This window comes from Vibrio sp. 1402, assembly GCF_033340275.1.
Genome location: NZ_JAWOWE010000002.1, coordinates 70,847 through 95,006 on the forward strand (window position 1 = coordinate 70,847; position 24,160 = coordinate 95,006).

A 24,160-nucleotide genomic window follows, 5' to 3' on the forward strand; every position below is an offset into this window, starting at 1 on the left:
AAATGGTGATTCTTCTAATATTCTATTTTACGTTTAAATGGAGGTAGTGAGTCGATTAAGGCTTGTCCGTATCGCTTAGTGACTAGGCGTCGATCAAGAATCGTTACTCTACCAGAATCTCTCTCTTTACGCAGTAAGCGACCTACGCTCTGGATCAGCTTTTTGCTTGCGTCTGGTACAGTTATTTGCATAAACGGGTTTCCTCCTTTTTTCTCAATGTATTCGGAATGAGCCTGCTCAACAGGGGAGGTTGGAACGCCAAATGGAATTTTTGTAATCACCAAGTTTTCAAGTAATTCGCCAGGTAAGTCTAGCCCCTCAGAGAAACTGCCAGTACCAAATAAGACGCTGGTTTTATTTGATTCTATTAACTTTTTATGTTTTTTTAGAATTTCTTGACGTGAGCTTTCACCTTGAACTTGCAACGCCCAGCCTTTTTTTATGAACTCCGAAGAGAGTGCCTTCGCGACTTGGTTCATCTGCCAATAGGATGAGAATAATACTAAGTTGGCTTTCTTGTCTTCCAAGTACTTAGGCAATATCTCGATAAGATATTCAGTAAATTGAGGCGCTGGTGGTTCATATTTCATCGCAGGGATAAGCAATTCTGCCTGGTTTTGGTAATCGAATGGTGACGCAAGCGCTAAAAACTGAGTGCCTGATTCTGGTTTTCCATCAATACCAACCTGATGGCAAAAGTAATGGAAAGAGTTTAATGCACGCATCGTTGCGGAAACCAAAATGGCGCCAATACATCTGCTCCAAATCTGTTGGTCGAGTTGCCATCCAATTTCAAGTGGCGAAACACTCACAATGAAATCACCCTCGCGATCGGGGTGGGTTTCTAACCAGCGAGCTAAAGGCGCACCTTTTTCACGAGTTGGTTCAGCCATTAAATGCCATACTTGCGCTAGGTTTTCTAACCTTTGAATGTAGAAACCGAGCTCTGCAAGCGCTGGTTCAGCCAACCTTGTCGCAAGCTCCCCGTCTTTTACTCTTTCCGCAATAAGGTCGGCAATTTTTGCCACACTCTGATTTGCTTTTTTACTGAACTGTTTTAGTTCTTTGGATTGGCTCTCTAGCCACTCAGGTAGTTCACCGTGTTCGAAGCGGTAGATACCCTCTTCAAATTGAGCTGGGTCGAACTGTTTGGGCAATTGAGTCAGTGCCGGTATCAAGTTCTGAACCGCGTCTTGAAGGTCGTTGCGAAATCGAGCTACGCGTTTCTCGTCTGCGAGTGATGAAAACTTACTAATCGACTGATTCAACTTCTCAAGCCATGCTGCCGCGCCTTTTAAACTCGCAGATGCTGAAGCATGGTCACGAGCGACGTGAGGTAAGTGATGTGCCTCGTCGAAGACGTATATTGTATTTTCTGGCTCAGGTAAAATCACGCCGCCACCTAAATCTGCGTCTGCCATGACGAGAGAGTGGTTAGCAATGATGACATCGTTTTTATCCAACTCTGAGCGCGCTTTTTGGAATGGACAGCCGCGGTGGCCTGGTAAACTGTTATTGCAACTGTGTTTATCACTGACAATCAGTTGCCAAAGCTTATCATCGATGGTTTTAGGCCAAGAATCACGGTCACCGTCCCATTTCCCTTGCGCAAGAGAGCGATGCATTGTTTCCAACAGCTCTATATCTTTTTGCTTAGGTTTGGTTTCAAACATGGCTAACTGGCCACCATCAGCACCGCTAGCAGTGGCGAGCTTTTCAGCGCAACAATAGCGTTGACGGCCTTTTGCCAAAATAAAAGAAAACTCGCGGTCAGTAATCCGACGAAAAAGAGGGAGGTCTTTATTTATGAGCTGCTCTTGCAGAGCGACGGTCGCCGTTGAGATAACCACTTTTCTATTATTATGTACAGCCACGGGAATGGTCGCCATTAGATAGGAGAGCGATTTACCAATTCCAGTCCCTGCTTCTGCAACGAGTATTCGGTTAGATTTGTGATACTGACCGCACAGCGTTTTTGCAATCTCTGCAACAAGGTAGTTTTGTGCTCTTCTAGGCACAAAGTTATCAAGTTGATCTTGAAGGTTTTGATAGCTATTACGAATCGATTTTTGAATGTTACTGGTCAGCATACGGGCCTCAAATGCGTTGGAGGCGAATAGTAGCACACATCACTAGTTGTACAGTAGTTCACAAAACGGAATGCTTTTATAAGGAATATAGATCTCCTTCACAAAAAAATATTGAACCTTATCTTAATGAAATTAATTTCATTATATGAAAAATATAAAACTCCAACTTGGTCTGATTTGTGGGTTTTTATTCTTTTTTTTGTTTTTTTAAATTTACTTATTGGATTAAAAAACCATTTGTTAATAATTTTGTAAATTACAAATAATAATGGAGATTGGTTAGATGTTCGTCGAATAAATAAAGGTAAACTTATCAAGTTATTGTTTTATAATGGTATTTTGTTTTTTTTACATTGGTATTTAGAAAATTTGACAGCCAGAATAATCTTTTGCACTCTTAGCTCCAGATTTTGAGGAGGTGCTGTATAACGTTTTGTTAACGCTCTACCTCAAACATATAAAAAAAGGGAACCGGACAAGGATATCCCGAACTAAGAAAAGGCAGTGGATTAATTATGAAAAAAACTCTATTAGCACTAGCTGTAGTTGCGTCTGCAACTTCAGTGAACGCAGCTGAAGTATTCAAATCTGAAGAAGGTTCTGTAGATTTCTACGGTCAGCTACGTCCAACTCTTCTATTCACAGAAAAAACTGATCACACAGCAGAGCTAAACACTAGCTCTTCTCGTACTGGTGTGAACGCGGTTTACGTTGTTGACGAAAGCCTAAAAGTTCTGGGTGAAGTTGAAATCGGTGTTGCTCTAGGTGACAACTACGACGCAGGTGCTGATTCAAGCGAGCGTACAGATGACTCTGTATACGTACGTCGCCACATCATCGGTTTTGATATGGGTGATATGGGTACTCTTCGCTTCGGTAAAGAAGGTACTTGGGCTGATGACGTATACTTCGCAGATTACTCTTACTTCTTCGGTGGTAACGCAGCGGAAACTGCATACGGTCACGCTTGGAACAACGATTCTCAAATCAAATACGCTTACGAAAATGACGCGTTCTGGCTAAAAGCTGGTTACGCGCTAGGCGAAAAAGATTCTAACGAAGAAGTACTAGAAGTATTCGTTGGTAAATCTTTCAACGACCTATCTCTACACGCTGGTGTACTTACTGCGAACAACGACATCAACGTAACTAAAGAGAAAAAACTAGTTCTTAATGGTGTAGAGCAAACAGTTTCTCACACAGAGCGTACTGATAACGAAAACCTATCTTTTGAAGTAACTGCTGAGTACGCACTAAACGAGCACACTCTAGGTGCTACGTACTACTACAACGAAAACGAAGATAAGCTAGGTAAATCAACAGTTGATTCACACTACATCGTTGTAGCTGGTATGTTCGCTGTTGCTCCTAAAACAACTCTATACTCTGGTTACGAGTACCTAGCTCAGTCTACTGACGAAGCAGGTAAAGTAGACGCAGACTCTTCTTGGTTCTACGCTGGTGTTGAATACAAGTTCTCTAAATGGGCACGTGTATTCGCAGAAGCGGGTTACACTTTCGAAGGTACTGACTTCGACAACAAAGACACAGACGACGCAACTAACTTCGGTGTTGGTGCTCGTTTCTACTGGTAATCAATACCCAGTTTGATATTGTAAGACCCAGCTATATGCTGGGTCTTTTACTATGAAGATAAGGATGAAAAATTCTATGCAGTTATCATTAAAAGTGGCAATGGCACTGTCTATTTTTGCCAGTACAAACCTCTACGCTGCAACGACTTTAGTGGTTCCAGAAGACGTGAAGTTATTGGCCGTCAACATGGAGAAGCCAGATCTAGAAGGTGGTCTTTTTTCTAGTGAGAAGACAATCGAACTACCTGACGGAACGAATCAAATTGTCTTCAAATATCAACCTACATTCGAAATTAACGAAAACCTTAAGACGGTTTACAGTGATGTAATCGTTGCTAAATTTGATGCTGAAAACGAAAAGCTAACGTTTGAACTGCCAGAGTTTAAAACTCTTCGCCAAGCGCAAAACAACATCTCGCCTCTAGATTGGCAATTACTGGATACCAAAGGCCAACCTATTGCTTTGGTCGAAGATGTATTAGAGTCAGATGGTGTTCAAATTGGTCGTAATTACCCTCAAGAATCTCGCAACTACAATATTGCTGGCGGTATCGCGAGTGTTGCCGTTAGTTATGTAACTGTGAATCAGCATCAACAATCAGTAAGTGATATCGAGCCTCGAGTTGAGACTAGTGATACCCGTTCAACAGCCGCATCGAACGACAGCCCAATGGTTGATGTATTAAAGACGATGTACCAGAAAGCGTCTCCGGCGGAAAAAGAGGCCTTTAAAAACTGGCTTGCTGAGCAGTAATCCCTTAGTTCATTAGATAGGGCTTAACTGAAAAAGTATGAATCTAAAAAGCAGGCTTTAAGCCTGCTTTTATCTTTTCTGCTTGTTAGAGAGAGATTTCTCTCCATTCACCAGGCATTAGGTCGTTAAGGACGATATCACCCATCGAATGACGAATGAGGCGCAAAGTAGGGAAGCCAATGTGCGCAGTCATGCGACGCACCTGACGATTTCTTCCTTCAATAATGGTAATGGCTAACCAAGTTGTAGGGATATTTGCTCGAAAACGAACAGGAGGCGTTCTGTCCCAGACTTGTGGTTCTGGAATAACTTCAACTTCGGCTGGTAGAGTCATACCATCTTTTAGCTCTACTCCCTTTCTCAATTTTTCAAGATCTTGCTCCTGAGGAGCGCCATCAACTTGAACCCAATAAGTCTTCGGCGATTTTGACTTTGGCTGCGTTAGCTTCGCCTGCAAGATGCCATCGTTAGTGAGTACCATCAAACCTTCGCTGTCTCGGTCCAATCGGCCAGCCGCATAGACATTTTTGATTGGGATATAGTCCGCTAACGTTTTGCGACCATCGCCATCGGTAAATTGACTGAGCGTATCGTAAGGCTTATTGAAAATAATGACTTTACGATCTTTAGGGGCCACTTTTGGCTTTTGGCTTTTTGTTGGACGATTAGGGCGGCGGTCTTGTTGAGTACGAGTCTTCGAGCCATTGCGAGCTCCTGAGTGTTTAAAATGGCCCGTTTTAGACTGGTTACGACTGCGACCTTTTTCCTGACCTGTACGAGATGACATGTTAACTACCCTGCAAAAATGTAAATGAACTGTGTTTGAAAGTTTTAAGTTTTCTCATGATCGGATATGATTTGCGCGCCTAAAACTAACAAACGCGCACAGAATGATAGACTAATTCGTGTTATTTGTTTAATTATATCAGTGCACTCATGGATTCAGAGCTTAGAGCTTCAAACTACAACAAAGAGTGCGAACCGCATGTGGCGTTAGTGAGGAGACATGTACTCTAACGTGCAGCAATGCGTCAATTAAACCAACTCAGACGCTGAGTTGATCAGCCAACAAGTTGATTAAAAAATAGGGAAATTTCATGCCTACAGAAAAACCTACAATTATCTACACCATCACTGATGAAGCGCCGGCGCTAGCAACTTATTCATTACTACCAATCATTCAATCATTCACAGCATCGTCTGGCATCAATGTAGATACTCGTGATATTTCACTAGCAGGTCGAATTATCGCTAACTTCCCAGAGCATCTAAAAGAAGAACAGCGCATTGGCGATGCGTTGACTGAGCTTGGTGAACTAGCTCAAACTCCAGAAGCAAATATCATCAAGCTACCTAACATTTCAGCTTCAGTTCCTCAGCTTAAAGCGGCGATTAAAGAGCTTCAGGCGAAAGGTTACGATTTACCAAACTACCCAGAAGAGCCGAGCACGTACGAAGAGAAAGCGATTAAAGCGGCTTACGACAAAATCAAAGGTAGTGCGGTTAACCCAGTACTTCGTGAAGGTAACTCAGACCGTCGTGCTCCGACTTCGGTAAAGAACTACGCGAAGAAAAACCCACACTCAATGGGTGCATGGTCAGCAGAATCTAAGTCTCATGTTGCGAGCATGTCAGACAATGACTTCTTTGGTAGCGAAAAGTCTACAACTATCTCTGGTGCAACAGAGGTCAAAATCGAGTTTGTCGGTAATGATGGTACAGTTAAAGAGCTTAAGTCTGCGTTCCCATTACTAGATAAAGAAGTCATTGATACTTCCGTAATGAAGAAGAAGGCGTTGGTTGAATTTTTCGAGAAAGAGATTGCTGAAGCGAAAGCACAAGACGTGCTGCTGTCTCTTCATATGAAAGCGACGATGATGAAAGTTTCTGACCCTGTCATTTTCGGTCATGCAGTAAAAGTTTACTACAAAGACGTTTTCGATAAGTACGGTAAGCTGTTTGAAGAGCTAGGCGTTGATGTAAACAATGGCATCGGTGATGTTTACTCAAAAATTGAGTCTCTACCTGAAGCGCAAAAAGCAGAAATTGAAGCGGCCATTCAAGCGGTTTACCAAACTCAACCAGAACTTGCGATGGTTGATTCTGATCGTGGTATCACAAACTTACATGTACCAAGTGACATTATTGTAGATGCTTCTATGCCAGCAATGCTTCGCTCTTCGGGTCAAATGTGGGGACCAGATGGTAAACAAAAAGACACCAAAGCGATGATTCCAGATCGTAGCTACGCAGGTATTTACCAAGCGGTTATTGATTTCTGTAAAGAGCACGGCGCATTTGATCCAACCACTATGGGTAGCGTACCTAACGTTGGTCTAATGGCTCAGAAAGCTGAAGAGTATGGTTCTCACGACAAGACATTCATTCTAGACGCTGCGGGTACTGTTCGCGTTGTTGATGCTTCAGGTAACGTACTGTTAGAGCAAGCGGTTGAAGAAGGTGATATCTTCCGTATGTGTCAGGTTAAAGACGCACCAATCCAAGATTGGGTTAAACTAGCAGTGACTCGCGCACGTGCAACAGGTGTTCCAGCTGTATTCTGGCTAGATGAAAACCGCGCGCACGATGCTGAGCTCATCAAGAAAGTAAACGCCTACCTACCAGATCACGATACTGACGGTCTAGAGATTAAGATCCTATCTCCTGTTGAAGCTTGTAAGTACTCACTAGAGCGTATGAAAGCGGGCCTAGATACTATCTCTGTTACAGGTAATGTTCTTCGTGACTACCTAACAGACTTGTTCCCAATTCTAGAGTTAGGTACGTCTGCTAAGATGTTATCTATTGTTCCATTGATGAATGGTGGTGGTCTATTTGAAACAGGCGCTGGTGGTTCTGCTCCTAAGCACGTTCAACAAGTAGAAAAAGAGAATCACCTTCGTTGGGATTCTTTGGGCGAGTTCCTAGCGCTTGCAGCTTCGTTAGAGCATTTAAGTGTAGCGACAAACAATCCTAAGGCTCAGGTTCTAGCAGATACACTAGATAAAGCGACCGGTGAGTTTTTAGACACCAACAAATCTCCGTCACGCAAAGTGGGTGAGCTAGATAACCGTGGAAGCCACTTCTATCTTGCACTTTACTGGGCGAAAGCGCTTTCAGAGCAAACGGATGATGCGGATCTTGCTGCTGAATTTGCACCAATTGCAAAAGCGCTGTCAGAGCAGGAAGAAACGATCGTTGCTGAGCTAAATAATGCGCAAGGCGTGAAAGGTGAGCTAGGAGGTTACTACTTACTAGACGATGCATTGGTTTCTAAATTGATGCGTCCAAGCGAAACCTTTAACGCAATCATTAACAAGTAAGTTAGTGTAAAAACACGTCGTTTTCGGCGTGTTTCCTATCCTGTAAGTGCGTTGTAAGTGTTCCTTTTGTAACACGTGCTCTAAATAGTAAGAAACCCGCTATCTTGGCGGGTTTATTTTTCTCTTCAAAACATCAACGTGGCGTTTCGAGAGCAATATTTTTATATTTCGACAGCGCTCTAATTATTTGGCTTGGCCTTCAAGAGGCACGACGCTACTCGCGTGACAGCCTTTGGGACCTTTTTCAATCTCGTAAGAGACTTGTTGGCCTGCTTTCAGTGTACGATAACCGTCCATCTGGATAGTTGAGTAGTGGGCAAAGATATCTCCCTCTTCTTCATCTGAACAAATAAACCCAAATCCTTTGGCATTGTTAAACCACTTTACTGTACCTGTAGCCATGCTTTACATCCCTCATGCATTTTTTACTGATGTTGTTACTGCAACCAAGTTATACCTTTAACTTGGTACTACCATTGTCAGCGAATGCCAACAAACGTCAAATCAATGATAAGTCACATTCATCAAACCACTTAAAGAAGAGAAGTTTCAAAATGATGATTTATGCATCGACACTTTCCACTGTAGTCAATGAATTTCGACAGTCAATAGCAGTGAGCAACAAACAGAAACATAATTGAAAACAAATCACTTTTGAGATTAACAAATTTGCAAACAGTTTTTCGTATATACGCAGAAGTTTAGTCAATTTGCCTATGAAGTGGCTCATACTGAAAAAGCCATACTGTCCGTGTTGCTTATGGGAGAAGAATCCTCTGACTGAATAAAAAATGAAGTTTTCGTGATAATTACCGTATTCTCAATGAGGAAGTGTGATCCAGATAGAAGATGATGGGGTGGTTTGCAATAGTCCGAAAGCAATAAATAGAAAGTTCTTTTATAAGAAAAAATGTGTAACTTATCGACAAGCATCTTTTATTTGCGCCGTATCAAGACGTGCATTAGTCTCTATATTAGGTAGCAACTTTTATCGATCAAAGATCGAATTCGGTGCCATAACTCACTACACCGCGCTGCACGCTTGTGGTAGATTGTTTTTATAGGTCGAAAACATCAACCCTTTGATACGATATCTTTAGATTGCCATGAGTAAAAATTTTGAATGGGTCACTCCGGACTCTGATCTTCTGGAGCGAGAAAGTACGAAAGTCCAGCCACCTAAGCTGTACAATGTCGTACTCAATAATGATGACTATACACCTATGGATTTCGTCATAGAGGTGCTTGAGCGATTTTTCTCACATGATATTGATAAAGCAACTCAAATCATGCTTCAGGTCCACTATGAAGGAAAGGCAATTTGCGGCACATACAGCGCAGAAATTGCCGAAACAAAAGTAGCGCAAGTTACGATGTACGCAAGGGAAAATGAACATCCGCTACTTTGCACTATGGAGCAAGCGTAAACAAAGAAGACTTGCTCGAACAACCCCAGTTGTTTTTTCGGGAGGTACTTATGCTAAATAAAGAACTAGAGTCAAGCCTTAACGGTGCATTTGCTCGGGCGCGAGATAAACGCCACGAGTTTATGACTGTCGAACACCTCCTACTTGCATTGTTGGAAAATGATGCAGCTAAGGAAGCCCTTCTAGCTTGTAAGGCGGATCTTGACGCTTTACGCAACGAACTCGATATTTTCATCGATCAAACTACGCCTCTTATCCCAGATAGTGATGAGACGCGTGAAACGCAGCCGACTTTGAGTTTTCAACGTGTACTACAACGCGCCGTCTTTCATGTACAGTCGTCTGGTCGTAATGAAGTAACAGGCGCCAACGTGCTTGTTGCTATCTTCAGTGAACAAGAGTCGCATGCCGCTTACTTACTGAAGAAAAATGACATCTCCCGATTAGATATTGTTAATTTCATCTCCCACGGTATTACTAAAGCATCAGGTGCAGGTGAGGATTCATCATCAGACTCGTTTAGCTCAGAAAGTGTTGAAGAGCCTAATTCTGAAGAACGCCTAGAAAGCTTTGCGACGAATCTTAATCAAGTCGCTAAAGATGGAAACATCGACCCACTCATTGGACGTGATAAAGAGTTAGAGCGCACTATTCAGGTACTTTGTCGACGCCGCAAGAATAATCCACTACTAGTGGGTGAGGCAGGAGTTGGTAAAACAGCCATTGCGGAAGGTCTTGCATGGCGAATTGTCGAAGGGCAGGTCCCTGAGGTCATTCAAAACAGCGTGATTTATTCACTAGATATTGGCTCTTTGCTCGCTGGTACCAAATATCGCGGTGATTTTGAAAAGCGCTTCAAGGCGATTTTGAAACAACTTGAAAAAGAAGAAGATGCCATTTTGTTCATCGATGAAATACATACCATCATCGGTGCAGGCGCGGCATCTGGTGGTCAAGTCGATGCAGCAAATCTTATTAAGCCTCTTTTAAGTAGCGGTAAGTTGCGTTGTATTGGTTCGACGACATACCAAGAATACAGCAACATTTTCGAGAAAGAGCGTGCGTTGTCTCGCCGTTTCCAAAAGATAGACGTTGTAGAGCCTTCATTGGATGATACAACTAAAATCTTGATGGGTTTGAAGCCGAAGTACGAAGCTCACCATGAAGTACGTTATACCAATAAAGCACTGCGTGCCGCGGTAGAACTGTCGGCTAAATACATTAATGAACGCCATCTACCAGATAAGGCCATTGATGTCATTGATGAAGCTGGTGCGCGTAGTCGTCTTGCTCCTGCAAGCCGTCGTAAAAAAACGGTCGGAGTGGCTGATATCGAATCAATGGTTGCCAAAATGGCGCGAATTCCAGAGAAGTCGGTTTCTTCTTCAGATAAAGACATTTTGAAAAACTTAGATAGCAAAATGAAGATGTTGGTATTCGGTCAAGATAATGCGATTGATGCATTGTCCGAGGCGATCAAGCTGACACGTGCAGGTTTAGGTGTAGACAACAAACCTGTTGGTTCATTCTTGTTTGCAGGCCCAACAGGGGTTGGTAAAACAGAGGTGACGGTGCAGTTATCTAAGCTTCTAGGTATCGAGCTACTTCGTTTTGATATGTCTGAGTATGGTGAGCGTCACTCCGTAAGTCGCTTAATTGGTGCGCCTCCTGGTTATGTCGGTTATGACCAAGGTGGTTTGCTAACCGATGCTGTTATTAAGCACCCACACTCAGTCGTATTACTTGATGAGATTGAAAAAGCGCACCCTGATATCTTTAACCTGTTGTTGCAAGTCATGGATAACGGTACGCTAACGGACAACAATGGTCGCAAAGCAGACTTCCGTAATGTCATTCTTGTTATGACAACTAACGCAGGTGTGGCGGAAACCGAGAAGAAATCAATTGGTTTGATTCAACAAGACAACAGTCACGATGCAATGGCGGAAATTAAGAAGGTGTTTACTCCTGAGTTCCGTAACCGTCTTGATAACATCATCTGGTTTAACAGCCTTGATGAAAGCGTTATCCATCAAGTGGTTGATAAGTTCATTGTTGAACTGCAAGTGCAACTTGATGCGAGAGGCGTTTCAATGGAAGTATCGCAAGACGCTCGCCATTGGTTAGCACATAAAGGTTATGACAAAGCTATGGGGGCTCGCCCAATGGGGCGTGTTATCCAAGAACAGCTTAAGAAGCCTTTGGCTAACGAACTGTTGTTTGGATCTTTAGTTGACGGCGGTACAGTGAAAGTAACGCTGGTCAACGATACGCTTGAGTTTGAATACTTAAGTGAGAAAGAGACAGCGATGCATTAATCGTTAGTCGGTAACAAACGCAAAAGCGCACGAGAAGATCGTGCGCTTTTTTATCTGAACTAAATCGGAAAAAATTATGCAATAAAAAACGGAGCAGCTTGCTCCGTTTTTTATTGCATCCGAAAATCAGAGATTAACGAGCGCGGAAGACGATGCGGCCTTTTGACAGGTCGTATGGAGTCATCTCTACAGTTACTTTGTCACCCGTTAGGATACGGATGTAGTTCTTACGCATCTTGCCAGAGATGTGAGCAGTCACAACGTGACCGTTTTCAAGTTCAACACGGAACATAGTGTTTGGTAGAGTGTCAAGGACTGTGCCTTGCATCTCGATTACGTCTTCTTTAGCCATTTAATCCTCTTTAGAAATTAGGCAATATTAGCGGGCTATATTCTGCCGCTAAATAGTAATTATGTAAAGTTGAGGCGTATTCTACCCTCGCCAACGCTGATTTACTAGCCTTTGGTGGCGTTGAAAGCGTGTTTTGTAGCTCATTGCTGGGCACTCATCAATCTGATATCCCAAATATAGCCACTGTTGTTTGTTTTCTTGGCAGTATTTAATTTGATAAAGCACCGCTAATGTCCCAAGAGATAACTCGTAGTCAGGGTCAAAGAAAGTATAAAAAGCACTCGAGCATTGTGGCATCAAATCTGTCACTGCAATGGCAAGCAATTGATCTGATTCATCGTAAATGTGTAAAAACGACGTTGTCAGCCAGCTGGTTTGAGCAAATCGAGCAAACTCATCACGCTTTGGTGGGTACATAGTGCCGTTTTTATGCCGTTTGCAGATGTACCGACTGTAAAGCTCAAACCATTCCTCATCCATTTCAGGTTTCATTTCCCAGCGTAAAGACTGTGCTTTATTAAGCAGCCTCTTCTGACTTTTTGATAGTCTAACGTCTGGAATCGAGACTCGAATTGGCTGGCAAGCGGTGCAATGCTCGCAATGCGGTTTATATATGGTATCTCCGCTACGACGAAAACCGTTAGCCATGAGCAACTGGTAATTTTCTTCAGTATGCAGCCTTTCATCAAGCGCCACCGCAACCCGCTCTTGCCGTTCAGGCAAATAACTACAAGGGTGATTATTCGTCAACCCTATTCGAATATGTTGTATATCCGTACTCATACTGAATCCTGCAAAACTTGGGGCTGATAGGCATCAAATAGTGTTTGCTTTTCTCTTAAAGATAGTAGTTTTTGCATAAATTCGTCACGCTCAAGTTCAAATGCGCCAAGTGATGCCAAGTGAGAATTCATAACTTGGCAATCGATTAATTGACCTTGCTTTGACGCCAAATGGTTGCATAAGTACCACAATGCAATTTTGGATGCGTTATCTTTTAGACTAAACATCGACTCTCCGCAAAAAAGTTGGCCCACGCAAATGCCATATAGTCCGCCAATCAGGTTGTTGTCATGCCATACTTCTACAGAGTGACAGTGACCAAGTTTGGCTAACTCAATGTAGGAAGCTTGCATTTCCTCGTTGAGCCATGTTTCCTCTGCAGGGCGTGTTGAAGAACATAGTCTAATCACTTCTTCTGTCGCGAAATTGAGTGTTACTTTATAGTTATGTTTACGCTGAAATTTTTTGAGACTTTTAGATGGCTTAAACTGTAATGGGTCAAACACGGCGCGCGGAGAAGGGCTCCACCATAAAATAGGTTCACCAGGACCATACCAAGGGAAAATGCCTTGATAGTAACCATTGAGGATTCTCATGGGGTTTAAGTCACCACCAAAAGCCAGCAAACCATTGGGGTCGCTGAGTGCTTTATAGGGTGAGGGAAAGTTGAACGTTTCATCGAGTTCAGTTAAATAAATAGCCATAAGAAGTCGTTACCAACATTGGAGTCAGAGGAGTTTATGATGACCTGGTTAAGAAATATCGTAAAAGTATGGCTTGGGATCATACTGTTTTTACCACTTGTCGCCAACGCAGCCTATGAAAGAAATGTTGCCAAGCCAGTTAATGAAGTAGTTTACGGGAAGATTGACTCTGTCCGTTATATTACTCAACAAGAGGTTGTTCAATCGAAAAGTAACGGTTGGAAGACACTACTTGGTGCCACTATCGGTGGTTTAGTCGGTAATCAATTTGGTGGCGGTACGGGAAGAGAAGTCGCGACGGCAGTGGGTGCGCTTGCTGGTGCCGCAGTTGCTCAAAACCAAAGTAATTACCAATACACGGTTGAATATAAGTTAGTTGAGCTACTCATCAAAGTGAAGGGTGATAAGCTAATTAATGTCATCCAAGATGTTGATAAAAATATGTTATTTAGTCGAGGGGATGAAGTTCGTATTTTATATTTTGATGATGGAGTCAGGGTTGATATCACTTATTAACCCTAGGTTGTTTTAGTCTAACGAAGCCTAATCAGGCATGTACAGTCGGGCTGGCTTATAGTCAAATAAAGTCGAAATAGTTTGCTGTTTCGCCGTGCTTCTTTCGCTCTGATTTACATCGCTGGCAATGCCTTTAATTCTGTATCTTTAGGCTGCTTGAGGATATTCATAAATTAGCGCCGATTTACTCTGGTTTTGTCGTGTTTTTTTGGGTAGTCTGAATTCACGAAGAATTGTTTAGCCCTCATAAAAATCGTATGTTGAGGGCACAAAGGATTATCAACTTTTAATGGAAAGCCTAACGTTACAACCTATCAATAAAATTCAAGGGGAAGTGAACCTTCCTGGCTCTAAAAGCGTTTCTAATCGAGCTCTTTTACTTGCTGCTCTTGCTAAAGGCAGAACTCGCCTTACTAATCTCCTCGACAGTGATGATATTCGTCATATGCTGAATGCGCTGACTAAACTAGGCGTTCAATACCAACTTTCCGAAGATAAAACAGAATGTCTCGTTGAAGGCCTTGGGCGTCCGTTTTCTGTCTCAGAGCCGGTAGAGTTATTTCTCGGCAATGCTGGCACTGCGATGCGACCATTAGCTGCGGCTCTTTGTCTTGGAGAAGGGGAGTATGTACTGACGGGCGAACCTCGTATGAAAGAGCGTCCAATTGGTCACCTTGTCACGGCACTGAAAGATGCTGGTGCGAACGTTGAGTACATGGAAAACGAGAACTTTCCGCCTCTCAAAATAATTGGTACTGGCCTAAAAGCAGGTACAGTTTCTATCGATGGGTCCATTTCAAGTCAGTTCTTGACCGCTTTCTTAATGTCTGCGCCATTGGCTGAAGGTGAAATTCGCATCAACATCGAAGGCGATTTGGTTTCTAAGCCTTATATCGATATCACCCTGCATATCATGAAGCAGTTTGGAGTCGATGTGATCAACAATGACTATCAAGAGTTTGTGATCCCAGCCGGTCAGCAATACATCGCTCCAGGTGATTTCTTGGTTGAAGGTGACGCGTCTTCTGCTTCTTACTTCTTGGCGGCGGCAGCCATCAAAGGCGGAGAAGTTAAAGTCACGGGTATCGGTAAAAACAGCATTCAAGGTGATATTCAATTTGCTGATGCGCTTGAAAAAATGGGTGCAGAAATTGAATGGGGTGATGACTACGTAATTTCACGTGTTGGTCAATTGAAAGGCATCGATATGGATTACAACCATATCCCTGATGCTGCAATGACCATCGCGACAACAGCGCTATTTGCCGAAGGCACTACCGCTATTCGTAACGTTTATAACTGGCGTGTAAAAGAAACAGACCGTTTGTCAGCTATGGCGACTGAGTTACGTAAAGTCGGTGCGGAAGTGGAAGAAGGGGAAGACTACATCATCGTCAAACCTGTCTCTCAGTTAAAGCATGCTGCGATTGATACTTACGATGATCATCGAATGGCGATGTGTTTTTCGCTGGTGGCACTTAGTGATACGCCTGTGACGATTAACGATCCAAAGTGTACGTCGAAAACGTTCCCTGACTACTTCGACAAACTTAAGGCTTTGAGCTGCTAAATATTCTGACCTGAAACAGGAAAGCCAGAGTGAATAACACTCTGGCTTTTTTGTTTCCCAATACTATTTAACCAGCGTAAATTCCTTAGAAAGGTGATGCGCTAAGTATTTGAACATATTGAATACTGCAGTCGTATTTGAAGTTGGTAAACCTTTGTCATCAAGGAAGTATTCACCTTTAAAAACTAAAACACCTTCTTTTTCTTCTACACTTGTTGCTCGCATTCCCTCGATGTAATCATCGTGCTCTTGGATGATTTGGTTAGCGATCAAAAGAAGGTCGAACTCTTCGATAAACGTTCTATCAGACATATTCTTTCTACCATCCTATTCAGTTAAGAACGCTGAGTATACCTACAACTAAAATGGGTTTGCATGATTAATTCAGTCAATCGTTCAGTAAGACTAAACAGATCAATTTTTAGAGTATAAGCATGATGCGGAGGAAGATGGCAGAGCATTGAACCAAACTATTTTGTGATGGGTAACAAAATTTATTGCATTGGATTAGCGGATGCTAAGTTTGCCTGTTTAGATATGCCGCTCAATACCTTTCAGAACCCTGTCTCTTTGAAGTATAAAGACGATGAATTGTCAACCAATCGGATCTGAATTTCAAAAAAGCAGTTGATCTTCTTTTCATCTCGCACAATAGTAAAAAAAGAAGCAATGAAATAGAACATTATGCGGGTGGCCTTTAAACAAGGCTTCTACCCGCATTATTATGAAGGACGTTAGAGTCAGTTATGGGTAAATCACTCGTTATAGTGGAGTCACCAGCCAAGGCAAAGACGATAAATAAGTACCTTGGTAAAGACTTTATTGTTAAGTCTAGTGTTGGTCATGTGCGTGATCTGCCTACGGCCGGTCAAAGCACTGGTGAGAAAAAAGCCGCAGCCATCTCAACTAAAGGGATGAGTCCGGAAGAGAAAGCGCGCGTTAAAAAAGAGAAAGACCGCAAAGCGTTGATCAAAAAGATGGGGATTAACCCATATCATGACTGGGAAGCGAATTACCAAATCCTTCCAGGCAAAGAAAAAGTTGTCAACGAACTACAAAAACTCGCCAAAGACGCAGATTGCGTTTATCTCGCAACCGATTTGGACCGCGAAGGGGAAGCAATCGCATGGCACCTTCGTGAGATCATCGGTGGCGATGAAGAGCGATACAAACGTGTAGTTTTTAACGAAATTACGAAAAACGCGATCCAACAAGCTTTCCAGACACCTGGCGAGCTGAACATGGATGGTGTAAATGCCCAACAAGCACGTCGCTTCATGGACCGTGTCGTTGGTTTTATGGTTTCACCTTTACTTTGGAAAAAAGTAGCTCGTGGCTTATCTGCTGGTCGAGTGCAGTCTGTTGCGGTGAAATTGTTAGTTGAGCGTGAGCGTGAGATTAACGCGTTTGTACCAGAAGAATTCTGGGACATTCATGCGAATACGAAAACGAAAGACAAAGCGGACTTTAAACTGCTTGTTGCGCAGAAAGACGGTTCTGCGTTTAAGCCAGTTAATGAGGCAGAAACCAAAGCAGCGATGTCTGTACTTGAGAATGCAAGTTACGAAGTATGTAAGCGTGAAGACCGTCCTACAAAGAGCAAGCCTTCAGCACCTTACATCACCTCTACGCTTCAACAGGCAGCGAGTACACGTCTGGGCTACGGCGTGAAAAAGACCATGATGCTAGCTCAGCGCCTCTATGAGGCCGGTTACATCACTTACATGCGTACTGACTCGACTAACCTAAGTGCCGAGGCTGTGGACGCTGTACGTGACTTTATTGGTTCTGAGTTTGGTGATAAGTACCTGCCAGCGAAACCATTGACGTACGGTAGCAAAGAAGGGGCACAGGAAGCGCACGAAGCGATCCGTCCTTCAAATGTGGGTGTTAAGGCGGAAGACCTGCAAGGTGTCGATGCTGATGCGCACAAACTTTACGCTTTGATTTGGAATCAGTTTGTAGCGTGTCAAATGACGCCAGCAGAATACGATTCAACAACCATCAGTGTAAAAGCGGCAGAATACACGCTTAAAGCGAAAGGCCGTATCCTTAAATTTGACGGCTGGACTCGTGTACAGCGTCCAATGGGCAAAAACGAGGATACAATCCTTCCTGCGGTACAACTTGGCGATAAGCTAAGCTTAGAGTCACTTGACCCTAAACAGCACTTTACAAAGCCACCTGCGCGCTACACTGAAGCAGCACTGGTTAAAGAGCTGGAGAAACGAGGTATTGGTCGTCCGTCGACTTACGCATCGATCATTTCTACGATTCAAGATCGTGGCTACGTGAAAGTTGATCAGCGCCGTTTCTACGCTGAAAAAATGGGTGAAATTGTTACTGACCGCCTTGATGACAGCTTTAACGATTTGATGAACTACGACTTTACTGCGCGTATGGAACAGAAATTGGACCAAATCGCTGAAGGTGAAGTGAACTGGAAAGCTGTGTTAGACAACTTCTTTGCTGATTTTACTGGCGATCTTGAAAAAGCGGAGCTGGATGAGTCAGAAGGCGGTATGAAGTTAAACCACATCGTCATGACGGATATCGAGTGTCCGACGTGTAGCCGTCCAATGGGCATCCGTACTGCTTCGACAGGTGTGTTCTTAGGCTGTTCAGGTTACGCGTTACCACCAAAAGAGCGTTGTAAGACAACCATCAACTTGGGTGACGAAGAAGGTATTATTAACGTTCTAGAAGAAGACGTTGAAACCGCAGCTCTTCGTGCTAAAAAGCGTTGTCCGATCTGTGAAACAGCGATGGACGCATACCTGATTGATGACAAGCGTAAGATGCATGTTTGTGGTAATAACCCGAATTGTGAAGGCTACCTTGTTGAATACGGCGAGTTCAAAGTAAAAGGCTACGATGGTCCAGTTGTTGAGTGTGACAAATGTGGCTCTGATATGGTGCTTAAGAACGGTCGCTTTGGTAAATACATGGATTGTACGAGCGAAACGTGTAAGAACACTCGTAAGATTCTTAAGAATGGCGAAGTCGCGCCACCGAAAGAAGATCCTGTTCATTTCCCCGAGTTGCCATGTGAAAACTCAGATGCGTATTTCGTACTTCGTGATGGTGCTTCAGGTCTATTTATGGCGGCAAGCAACTTCCCGAAATCGCGCGAGACACGTGCTCCTTTGGTTGCTGAACTGGCACGTTTTGAAGAGCGTTTACCTGAGAAGTTCAAATACCTAGCGACCGCACCGCAAGAAGATCCTGATGGTCGTCCTGCAGTCGTACGCTTTAGTCGCAAAACAAAAGAGAACTACGTTCGTTCGGAAGAGAATGGCAAACCATCTGGTTGGACAGCGCTCTTTGTTGACGGTAAGTGGGAAGTCACTGATAAGCGTAAAAAAGCGAAAGCATAATAACGTACGATCTAAGTAATGTAAAAAGGCAGCGATATCGCTGCCTTTTTTGCGTTTTGTTTTTGCGTAAAGGCCACTGTGTTGTTCGTATAGATCTTTGCTGCTTTGACTGAGTTTTGCTGACGCGAGAAGATCCCAGCATCAATATTTCGTAGTCGCTGATGTATTTTTTATGTAAAAAATATTCGTTGTAACTTTCATTTTGCATTCACATATTTGTTATACATTGGGCTAAAAAATCGGTGGTGTAGTGAATCCGTTCGTAAATTGTTTTCACAATGTAATCGTTTGCTTTTCCATGTGTGATCTAGATATCGTCTTGAGTACGCAAGAGCTGTATGGTACACAGAATGGCGTATTAAAAATTGTAATTTAGAACCCGCTTAGATAATTTATTACAAAAATTAGTGCAACTGTGTGCATTGTTTGCGTCAAAAAATAAGGAAAGAGTGGACGTTGCATACTGGAAGTGCCGTAGCTTTTTTATCCGTGTTGTAAGAGTTCACAGAAACTCAGAGACGGTTGCTAAATGTATTCGCTTGACTCCCCGAGTATGACTCATTCAAGCGAGTACCAAATCCAAGCTATAACGATATGGAGAACAACAAATGGCTGGTGTTTTGGGAATGATTCTTGCTGGTGGTGAAGGCTCTCGTTTGAGACCTTTAACGGAATCTCGCAGTAAACCTTCGGTACCGTTTGGTGGTAGTTATCGATTGATCGATTTTGCTCTAAACAATTTTGTTAATGCGGATCTGATGCGCATTTACGTCCTAACCCAATTTAAATCTCAATCTTTATTCCATCACTTAAAAAAGGGGTGGAACATCAACGGCATTACAGACCGCTTTATCGATCCTATTCCCGCTCAAATGCGTACTGGTAAACGTTGGTACGAAGGGACGGCGGACGCGATCTATCAAAACCTGCGTTTTATGGAATTAGAGGAACCAGAGCAAGTTTGTATTTTTGGCTCTGACCATATCTATAAGATGGATATCAAACAAATGCTGAACTTCCACTCAGAAAAGCAGGCTTCTCTGACGGTATCTGCATTGCGCATGCCACTAAAAGAGGCGTCGCAATTTGGGGTTATCGAAGTGGATAGTGAAGGTCGTATGATTGGCTTTGAAGAAAAACCAGCAAATCCAAAGTCGATTCCTGGTGACCCTGATTACGCTTTAGTTTCAATGGGTAACTATGTTTTTGAAGCTCAGGTACTGTTCTCAGAGTTGGTCGAAGATGCGGATAATGAAGCTTCATCACATGATTTTGGAAAGGACATCATTCCAAAGATGTTCCCTAGAGGTGATGTGTTCGTGTATGACTTCAGTACCAACAAAATCAGTGGCGAAAAAGAAGAGGTGTACTGGCGTGATGTCGGAACTATTGATGCGTACTGGCAAGCGCATATGGATCTGCTAGAAAAAGATGCTCCATTTTCGCTGTACAACCGTAAATGGCCATTGCACACCTACTACCCACCATTGCCACCTGCGACATTTACCGACTCTGATAATGGTCGTGTGCAGATAATCGATAGTTTAGTGTGTAATGGCAGCTATGTTAGAGGCTCAAGAATCGAAAAGTCGGTGCTTGGTTTTCGCAGTAATATTGCTTCTGCTTGCGATATCAGCGAATGTATACTTCTTGGTGACGTAAAAATTGGCGAAGGCTGTGTTTTACGTCGTGTGATTGTCGACAAGGATGCCGATATTGCTCCTGGTACTCAGATTGGTGTGAATCTTCAAGAAGATAAAAAACACTTCCACGTGTCTGAGGAGGGCATTGTTGTTATTCCGAAAGGAGCTCGAGTTGGCTACTAACAACTTATCTATTCTGTTTGTAGCTTCTGAGGTTGAAGGCCTCATTAAAAGTGGTGGCTTGGCAGATGTTGCCAAGGCACTACCGGAAGCCCTTCAAAACCTACAGCAAGACGTAAGAATTACCATCCCTGCGTACAGCAGTATTGATAAACTCGCAGACGCAGAAGTTGTATTAGAAACAGAATTAACATCATGGCCGCATACGGAGTATCGAGTTTTGCGGCTCATGTTAGGTCAAAATCCTGTTTACCTGATTGATTGTCCGCCGTATTTCAATCGACCATCAATGTATGCGGAGAACAACCAAGCGTATACTGATAACGGCGAGCGCTTTGCGTTTTTTAGTGCAGCATGTCTCGACATGTTACCCAAGCTCGCCTTTCAACCTAATATCATACACGCGAACGATTGGCACACAGGTCTTGTTCCATTTTTGCTCAAGCACAGGTATGGCAATGATCCGTTTTTTGCTCATACTAAAAGCGTCATTTCAATTCACAATGCGGTCTTTAAAGGCGTATTTAGTTATGAAGACGTGCAGTGTTTGCCAGAGTTTCATTGTAGAAACGTTCCCGATGCTGCGGTGAGTGCAACGCATATTACGATGCTCAAAGCTGGTGTAATGAATGCAGATAAGATAAACGCGGTCAGCCCTACGTACGCAGAGGAACTCAAAACAGAGCTTGGCAGTCATGGAATGGCTTGGGAGTTTCAGCAACGCGCGCAGGACTTAGTTGGTATTTTGAACGGTTGTGATTACAGTGCTTGGAACCCGGAAACGGATACTTACTTGCCAGTTAATTACTGCGCCGACCAGCAAAGTATGTCGCAAGGGAAGAAAGCTTGTAAAAAAGCATTACAACAACGACTAAATTTGCCTGAAAAAAATGTAGCTATGTTCGGTATGGTTTGTCGGTTGACCCAGCAGAAAGGCGTTCATTACTTGTTGCCTGCTTTGGCCGATTTTTTGAAGCACGATGTTCAGCTAGTTGTCGTTGGGACCGGAGACCCTGTTCTTGCCGCTCAGCTACGAGAGGTTGCCGCGCAGTTTTCTAGCAAATTTGCCTTTGTAGAAGCGTATGACAATGAACTTGCGCATATCGTTGAAGCTGGTTCTGATTTCTTCTTGATGCCTTCTGAGTTTGAACCATGTGGTTTAAACCAAATCTATAGTATGGCTTACGGTACATTGCCGATAGTACGCGGTGTTGGTGGCTTAAAGGACAGCGTTAGCGATTATGATGTAAACCCATCTGAAGCAACGGGGTTTGTTTTTTTCGAACCGATACCGCAGGCATTGTTGTTAACGATGCTAAGGGCACTGTTGCTCTACGCTCAAAACGAGCCTGAAGTGAATAAAGTACAGTTGCACGCGATGCAACAAGACTTTTGCTGGCAAAAGGCCGCAGAATCTTATTTGCAGCTTTACCACTCAGCGTTAGTTTGACTTAAAATTGTAACGAAAGGCGCCGAATGAGGTGCCTTTATTATCTTGAGTAAGGGGAGTGTGGTAGGATGGCTTTTTACTCAATAGCACGATCTTTTTGATACTGAATATGACCCAGCCGCTACTTTTTCATAAAACTTATTTGCACCCTACTAGTAATGAGTGGGTTGTATTTGTGCACGGTGCTGGTGGTAGCTCTTCTATCTGGTTCAAGCAAATTAAAGCTTACAAGCAACACTTTAACTTATTGCTGATCGATTTAAGAGGTCATGGAAAGTCAAATCAGTTACTTAAAGAGCTCATTGCTAGCCGTTATACCTTTACGGAGGTTACCCAAGATATTTTGAAAGTATTGGACCATTTAAAGATCCAATCCGCTCATTTTGTCGGTATGTCGCTTGGTACTATTATTGTTCGAAACCTTGCTGAATTGTCATCAGAGCGCGTACGTTCGATGGTGCTCGGCGGTGCTGTCACAAGGCTTAACACTCGTTCTCAGATATTGGTGAAATTAGGTAATTTTTGTAAGCATATCCTGCCGTACATGTGGCTCTACAAACTGTTCGCTTATATTGTTATGCCTCAAAGAAGCCAACGAGAATCTCGCCACCTTTTTATTCGCGAAGCCAAGAAGCTTTGCCAAAAAGAATTTAAACGTTGGTTTATTCTTGCCGCTGATGTAAATCCGTTAATGAAATATTTTAAAGATCGAGAGTTACCCATTCCGACTCTTTACTTAATGGGCGACAGGGATTACATGTTTATTAAACCTGTCAAAGAAATGGTTGCAGCACATAAGCTCAGCATTCTACGAGAAATCCCGAATTGTGGTCATGTATGCAATGTAGAGCGTCCAGAAGACTTCAATCAACACTCCATCGAGTTTATTAAACAGCAAGCTGTATGTGCTTAAAACTGAGTGCATCCACTGAATAGGAGAGCCGCTATAGCTCTCCTAGTTGATATCCACATTGCCAACATGCACCAAATTGCCCTTCGTTTATTTCATGACATTTTGGGCATTGCCAATCTTGATACTCATGCCTATCGGATTGTTTTCGATATGCTTTTACTATTTCTTCAGCTTTCATCTTTTGTGCCGTGTCAAAAAGCCACACATAAGGATCGGTATCATCACCAAACGGCAGTTCTCCTTTTAAGCCGAAAATACCTTCTCCGCGAACTTCACAGTAAATTTGTTCCACTTTAAGCAGCTCACATACAATGTGTGCTTCTGCTGGGTTTTTAGCGATAAATATTTTCATCAAAATACCCACTTCACCAATTACGAGTTTTGCTGACTTGGTGTCGGCCTTACTTTATTCATAACCCATTTAGTGATGATTGGAAATAGTCCCAATAGCGCAAAAGACGCTAATACTGCGGGTGAAACAATGCCCGATAGGCTTTCAATTGTTGCTAATTGAGTACCTGCATTCAGATATACGGCTGTGCCTGGCAGCATACCTATTTGGCTAGTGAGATAAAATCGACCTACAGACATCGGTGTTAAGCCCATCAGTAAGTTGATTAGAAAGAAAGGGAATACAGGGATTAGACGCAAGGAAAATAGATAAAAAGCTCCGTCTTTTTCGACACCTTGATTAATTGCGTTGAGTTTATTTCCGAATTTGTTTTGTACCCAGTCACGCAATAAGTATCGGCTGCTCAAGAAGGCCAGTGTTGCCCCCATAGTGCTAGCGAAAGAAACCAGTAGCAAGCTTGTCCAAAAACCAAATAAGGCTGCACCAAGTAAGGTGACTACTGCCGCTCCTGGGATAGAAAAAGCGGTAATTGCAATGTAGGTAAAAAAGTAAATCGCAGCCGAGAATACAAAATTCTGATCGATGTATGTAGTTAGTGCTTCTTGTTGGGCTTTTGCATTCTCTAAGGTTAAATACTGGCCAAAGTTAATACCTAAAAAGACGATAGCCGCTAGTAGGATGAGACCTAATATCAGTTTCTTATTCATAATTTTGATTCCAATTTGGGATATATGTAATAAGACAGTAGGAAAACCGAAAAAATTTCACAAAAAAACCGCAGATTAGACTGCGGTTTTACAAGATAGTTTTTAG

Annotated in this window: 20 protein-coding genes; 11 read left to right on the forward strand and 9 right to left on the reverse strand. The window is 42.9% G+C overall.

Features of this window, described 5'->3' with window-relative positions; genetic code table 11:
• Nucleotides 1-14: 14 nt before the first annotated feature.
• A complete protein-coding gene (gene dinG / locus R7044_RS03785; RefSeq protein WP_136976023.1) occupies nucleotides 15-2,090 on the reverse strand; it encodes an ATP-dependent DNA helicase DinG in 2,076 nt (691 codons plus the stop codon).
• A gap of 515 nt (nucleotides 2,091-2,605) precedes the next feature.
• Here dinG and R7044_RS03790 point away from each other — a divergent pair.
• Both R7044_RS03790 and R7044_RS03795 read left to right on the forward strand, forming a co-directional pair.
• Nucleotides 2,606-3,685, forward strand: coding sequence for a porin (locus R7044_RS03790; protein WP_005378424.1), 1,080 nt, complete (start codon nucleotides 2,606-2,608; stop codon nucleotides 3,683-3,685).
• Between the two features lie 76 nt (nucleotides 3,686-3,761).
• Nucleotides 3,762-4,439, forward strand: coding sequence for a DUF2057 family protein (locus R7044_RS03795; RefSeq protein ID WP_017634732.1), 678 nt, complete (start codon nucleotides 3,762-3,764; stop codon nucleotides 4,437-4,439).
• An 85-nt stretch (nucleotides 4,440-4,524) separates the two neighbouring features.
• On the opposite strand, the gene R7044_RS03800 is transcribed toward R7044_RS03795, so the two are convergent.
• The gene (locus tag R7044_RS03800) at nucleotides 4,525-5,226 is read right to left on the reverse strand and encodes a pseudouridine synthase (protein ID WP_005387874.1); all 702 of its coding nucleotides are present in this window, start codon (nucleotides 5,224-5,226) and stop codon (nucleotides 4,525-4,527) included.
• A gap of 310 nt (nucleotides 5,227-5,536) precedes the next feature.
• Here R7044_RS03800 and R7044_RS03805 point away from each other — a divergent pair, with 310 nt between their 5' ends.
• Nucleotides 5,537-7,762, forward strand: a complete 2,226-nt coding sequence (locus R7044_RS03805) for an NADP-dependent isocitrate dehydrogenase (RefSeq protein WP_005378404.1) — start codon at nucleotides 5,537-5,539, stop codon at nucleotides 7,760-7,762.
• 183 nt (nucleotides 7,763-7,945) lie between these two features.
• On the opposite strand, the gene cspD is transcribed toward R7044_RS03805, so the two are convergent.
• Nucleotides 7,946-8,164 carry a cold shock domain-containing protein CspD gene (gene cspD / locus R7044_RS03810; protein WP_005378407.1) on the reverse strand — a complete coding sequence of 73 codons (219 nt, stop codon included), beginning with the start codon at nucleotides 8,162-8,164 and terminating at the stop codon, nucleotides 7,946-7,948.
• Between the two features lie 704 nt (nucleotides 8,165-8,868).
• On the opposite strand from cspD, the gene clpS reads away from it, so the two are divergent.
• Together clpS and clpA are read left to right on the forward strand one after the other, a co-directional pair.
• Nucleotides 8,869-9,189 carry an ATP-dependent Clp protease adapter ClpS gene (clpS, locus tag R7044_RS03815; protein WP_005378419.1) on the forward strand — a complete coding sequence of 107 codons (321 nt, stop codon included), beginning with the start codon at nucleotides 8,869-8,871 and terminating at the stop codon, nucleotides 9,187-9,189.
• A gap of 50 nt (nucleotides 9,190-9,239) precedes the next feature.
• Nucleotides 9,240-11,507: an ATP-dependent Clp protease ATP-binding subunit ClpA gene (clpA, locus tag R7044_RS03820; protein WP_005387879.1), complete on the forward strand. Its 2,268-nt coding sequence runs from the start codon at nucleotides 9,240-9,242 to the stop codon at nucleotides 11,505-11,507.
• 133 nt (nucleotides 11,508-11,640) lie between these two features.
• Here the strand turns inward: clpA and infA are convergent, their stop codons facing one another.
• From infA to aat, 3 genes are all read right to left on the reverse strand, one after another.
• Nucleotides 11,641-11,859: a translation initiation factor IF-1 gene (gene infA / locus R7044_RS03825; protein WP_001040192.1), complete on the reverse strand. Its 219-nt coding sequence runs from the start codon at nucleotides 11,857-11,859 to the stop codon at nucleotides 11,641-11,643.
• Between the two features lie 81 nt (nucleotides 11,860-11,940).
• Nucleotides 11,941-12,642 (reverse strand): arginyltransferase, encoded by a 702-nt coding sequence (locus R7044_RS03830; RefSeq protein ID WP_005378346.1) that lies wholly within the window; start codon nucleotides 12,640-12,642, stop codon nucleotides 11,941-11,943.
• Nucleotides 12,639-13,346, reverse strand: a complete 708-nt coding sequence (gene aat, locus R7044_RS03835) for a leucyl/phenylalanyl-tRNA--protein transferase (RefSeq protein WP_005387881.1) — start codon at nucleotides 13,344-13,346, stop codon at nucleotides 12,639-12,641. Before aat ends, R7044_RS03830 begins: the two co-directional genes overlap by 4 nt.
• 39 nt (nucleotides 13,347-13,385) lie before the next feature.
• On the opposite strand from aat, the gene R7044_RS03840 reads away from it, so the two are divergent.
• Together R7044_RS03840 and aroA are read left to right on the forward strand one after the other, a co-directional pair.
• Nucleotides 13,386-13,862, forward strand: coding sequence for a glycine zipper 2TM domain-containing protein (locus R7044_RS03840; protein ID WP_005378348.1), 477 nt, complete (start codon nucleotides 13,386-13,388; stop codon nucleotides 13,860-13,862).
• A 289-nt stretch (nucleotides 13,863-14,151) separates the two neighbouring features.
• Nucleotides 14,152-15,432: a 3-phosphoshikimate 1-carboxyvinyltransferase gene (gene aroA / locus R7044_RS03845; RefSeq protein ID WP_005387883.1), complete on the forward strand. Its 1,281-nt coding sequence runs from the start codon at nucleotides 14,152-14,154 to the stop codon at nucleotides 15,430-15,432.
• A gap of 63 nt (nucleotides 15,433-15,495) precedes the next feature.
• On the opposite strand, the gene R7044_RS03850 is transcribed toward aroA, so the two are convergent.
• Nucleotides 15,496-15,744, reverse strand: a complete 249-nt coding sequence (locus R7044_RS03850) for a YciN family protein (RefSeq protein WP_005387884.1) — start codon at nucleotides 15,742-15,744, stop codon at nucleotides 15,496-15,498.
• 434 nt (nucleotides 15,745-16,178) lie between these two features.
• On the opposite strand from R7044_RS03850, the gene topA reads away from it, so the two are divergent.
• The 4 genes from topA (at nucleotide 16,179) to R7044_RS03870 (ending at nucleotide 22,995) form a co-directional block, all read left to right on the forward strand.
• On the forward strand, nucleotides 16,179-18,809 hold the full coding sequence (gene topA, locus R7044_RS03855; protein ID WP_005378351.1) for a type I DNA topoisomerase: 2,631 nt from the start codon (nucleotides 16,179-16,181) through the stop codon (nucleotides 18,807-18,809).
• Between the two features lie 608 nt (nucleotides 18,810-19,417).
• Nucleotides 19,418-20,635 carry a glucose-1-phosphate adenylyltransferase gene (gene glgC, locus R7044_RS03860; RefSeq protein ID WP_017634726.1) on the forward strand — a complete coding sequence of 406 codons (1,218 nt, stop codon included), beginning with the start codon at nucleotides 19,418-19,420 and terminating at the stop codon, nucleotides 20,633-20,635.
• Nucleotides 20,625-22,082: a glycogen synthase GlgA gene (glgA, locus tag R7044_RS03865; RefSeq protein ID WP_225455362.1), complete on the forward strand. Its 1,458-nt coding sequence runs from the start codon at nucleotides 20,625-20,627 to the stop codon at nucleotides 22,080-22,082. The genes glgC and glgA overlap by 11 nt, the downstream gene beginning before the upstream one ends.
• A gap of 109 nt (nucleotides 22,083-22,191) precedes the next feature.
• Entirely contained in the window at nucleotides 22,192-22,995 is an 804-nt protein-coding gene (locus tag R7044_RS03870) for an alpha/beta fold hydrolase (RefSeq protein ID WP_017820032.1), read from the forward strand.
• 31 nt (nucleotides 22,996-23,026) lie between these two features.
• Here the strand turns inward: R7044_RS03870 and R7044_RS03875 are convergent, their stop codons facing one another.
• Together R7044_RS03875 and R7044_RS03880 are read right to left on the reverse strand one after the other, a co-directional pair.
• Nucleotides 23,027-23,347, reverse strand: coding sequence for a DUF2007 domain-containing protein (locus R7044_RS03875; RefSeq protein ID WP_017820033.1), 321 nt, complete (start codon nucleotides 23,345-23,347; stop codon nucleotides 23,027-23,029).
• A gap of 20 nt (nucleotides 23,348-23,367) precedes the next feature.
• On the reverse strand, nucleotides 23,368-24,054 hold the full coding sequence (locus tag R7044_RS03880) for a TVP38/TMEM64 family protein (protein ID WP_005378366.1): 687 nt from the start codon (nucleotides 24,052-24,054) through the stop codon (nucleotides 23,368-23,370).
• Nucleotides 24,055-24,160 lie beyond the last annotated feature (106 nt).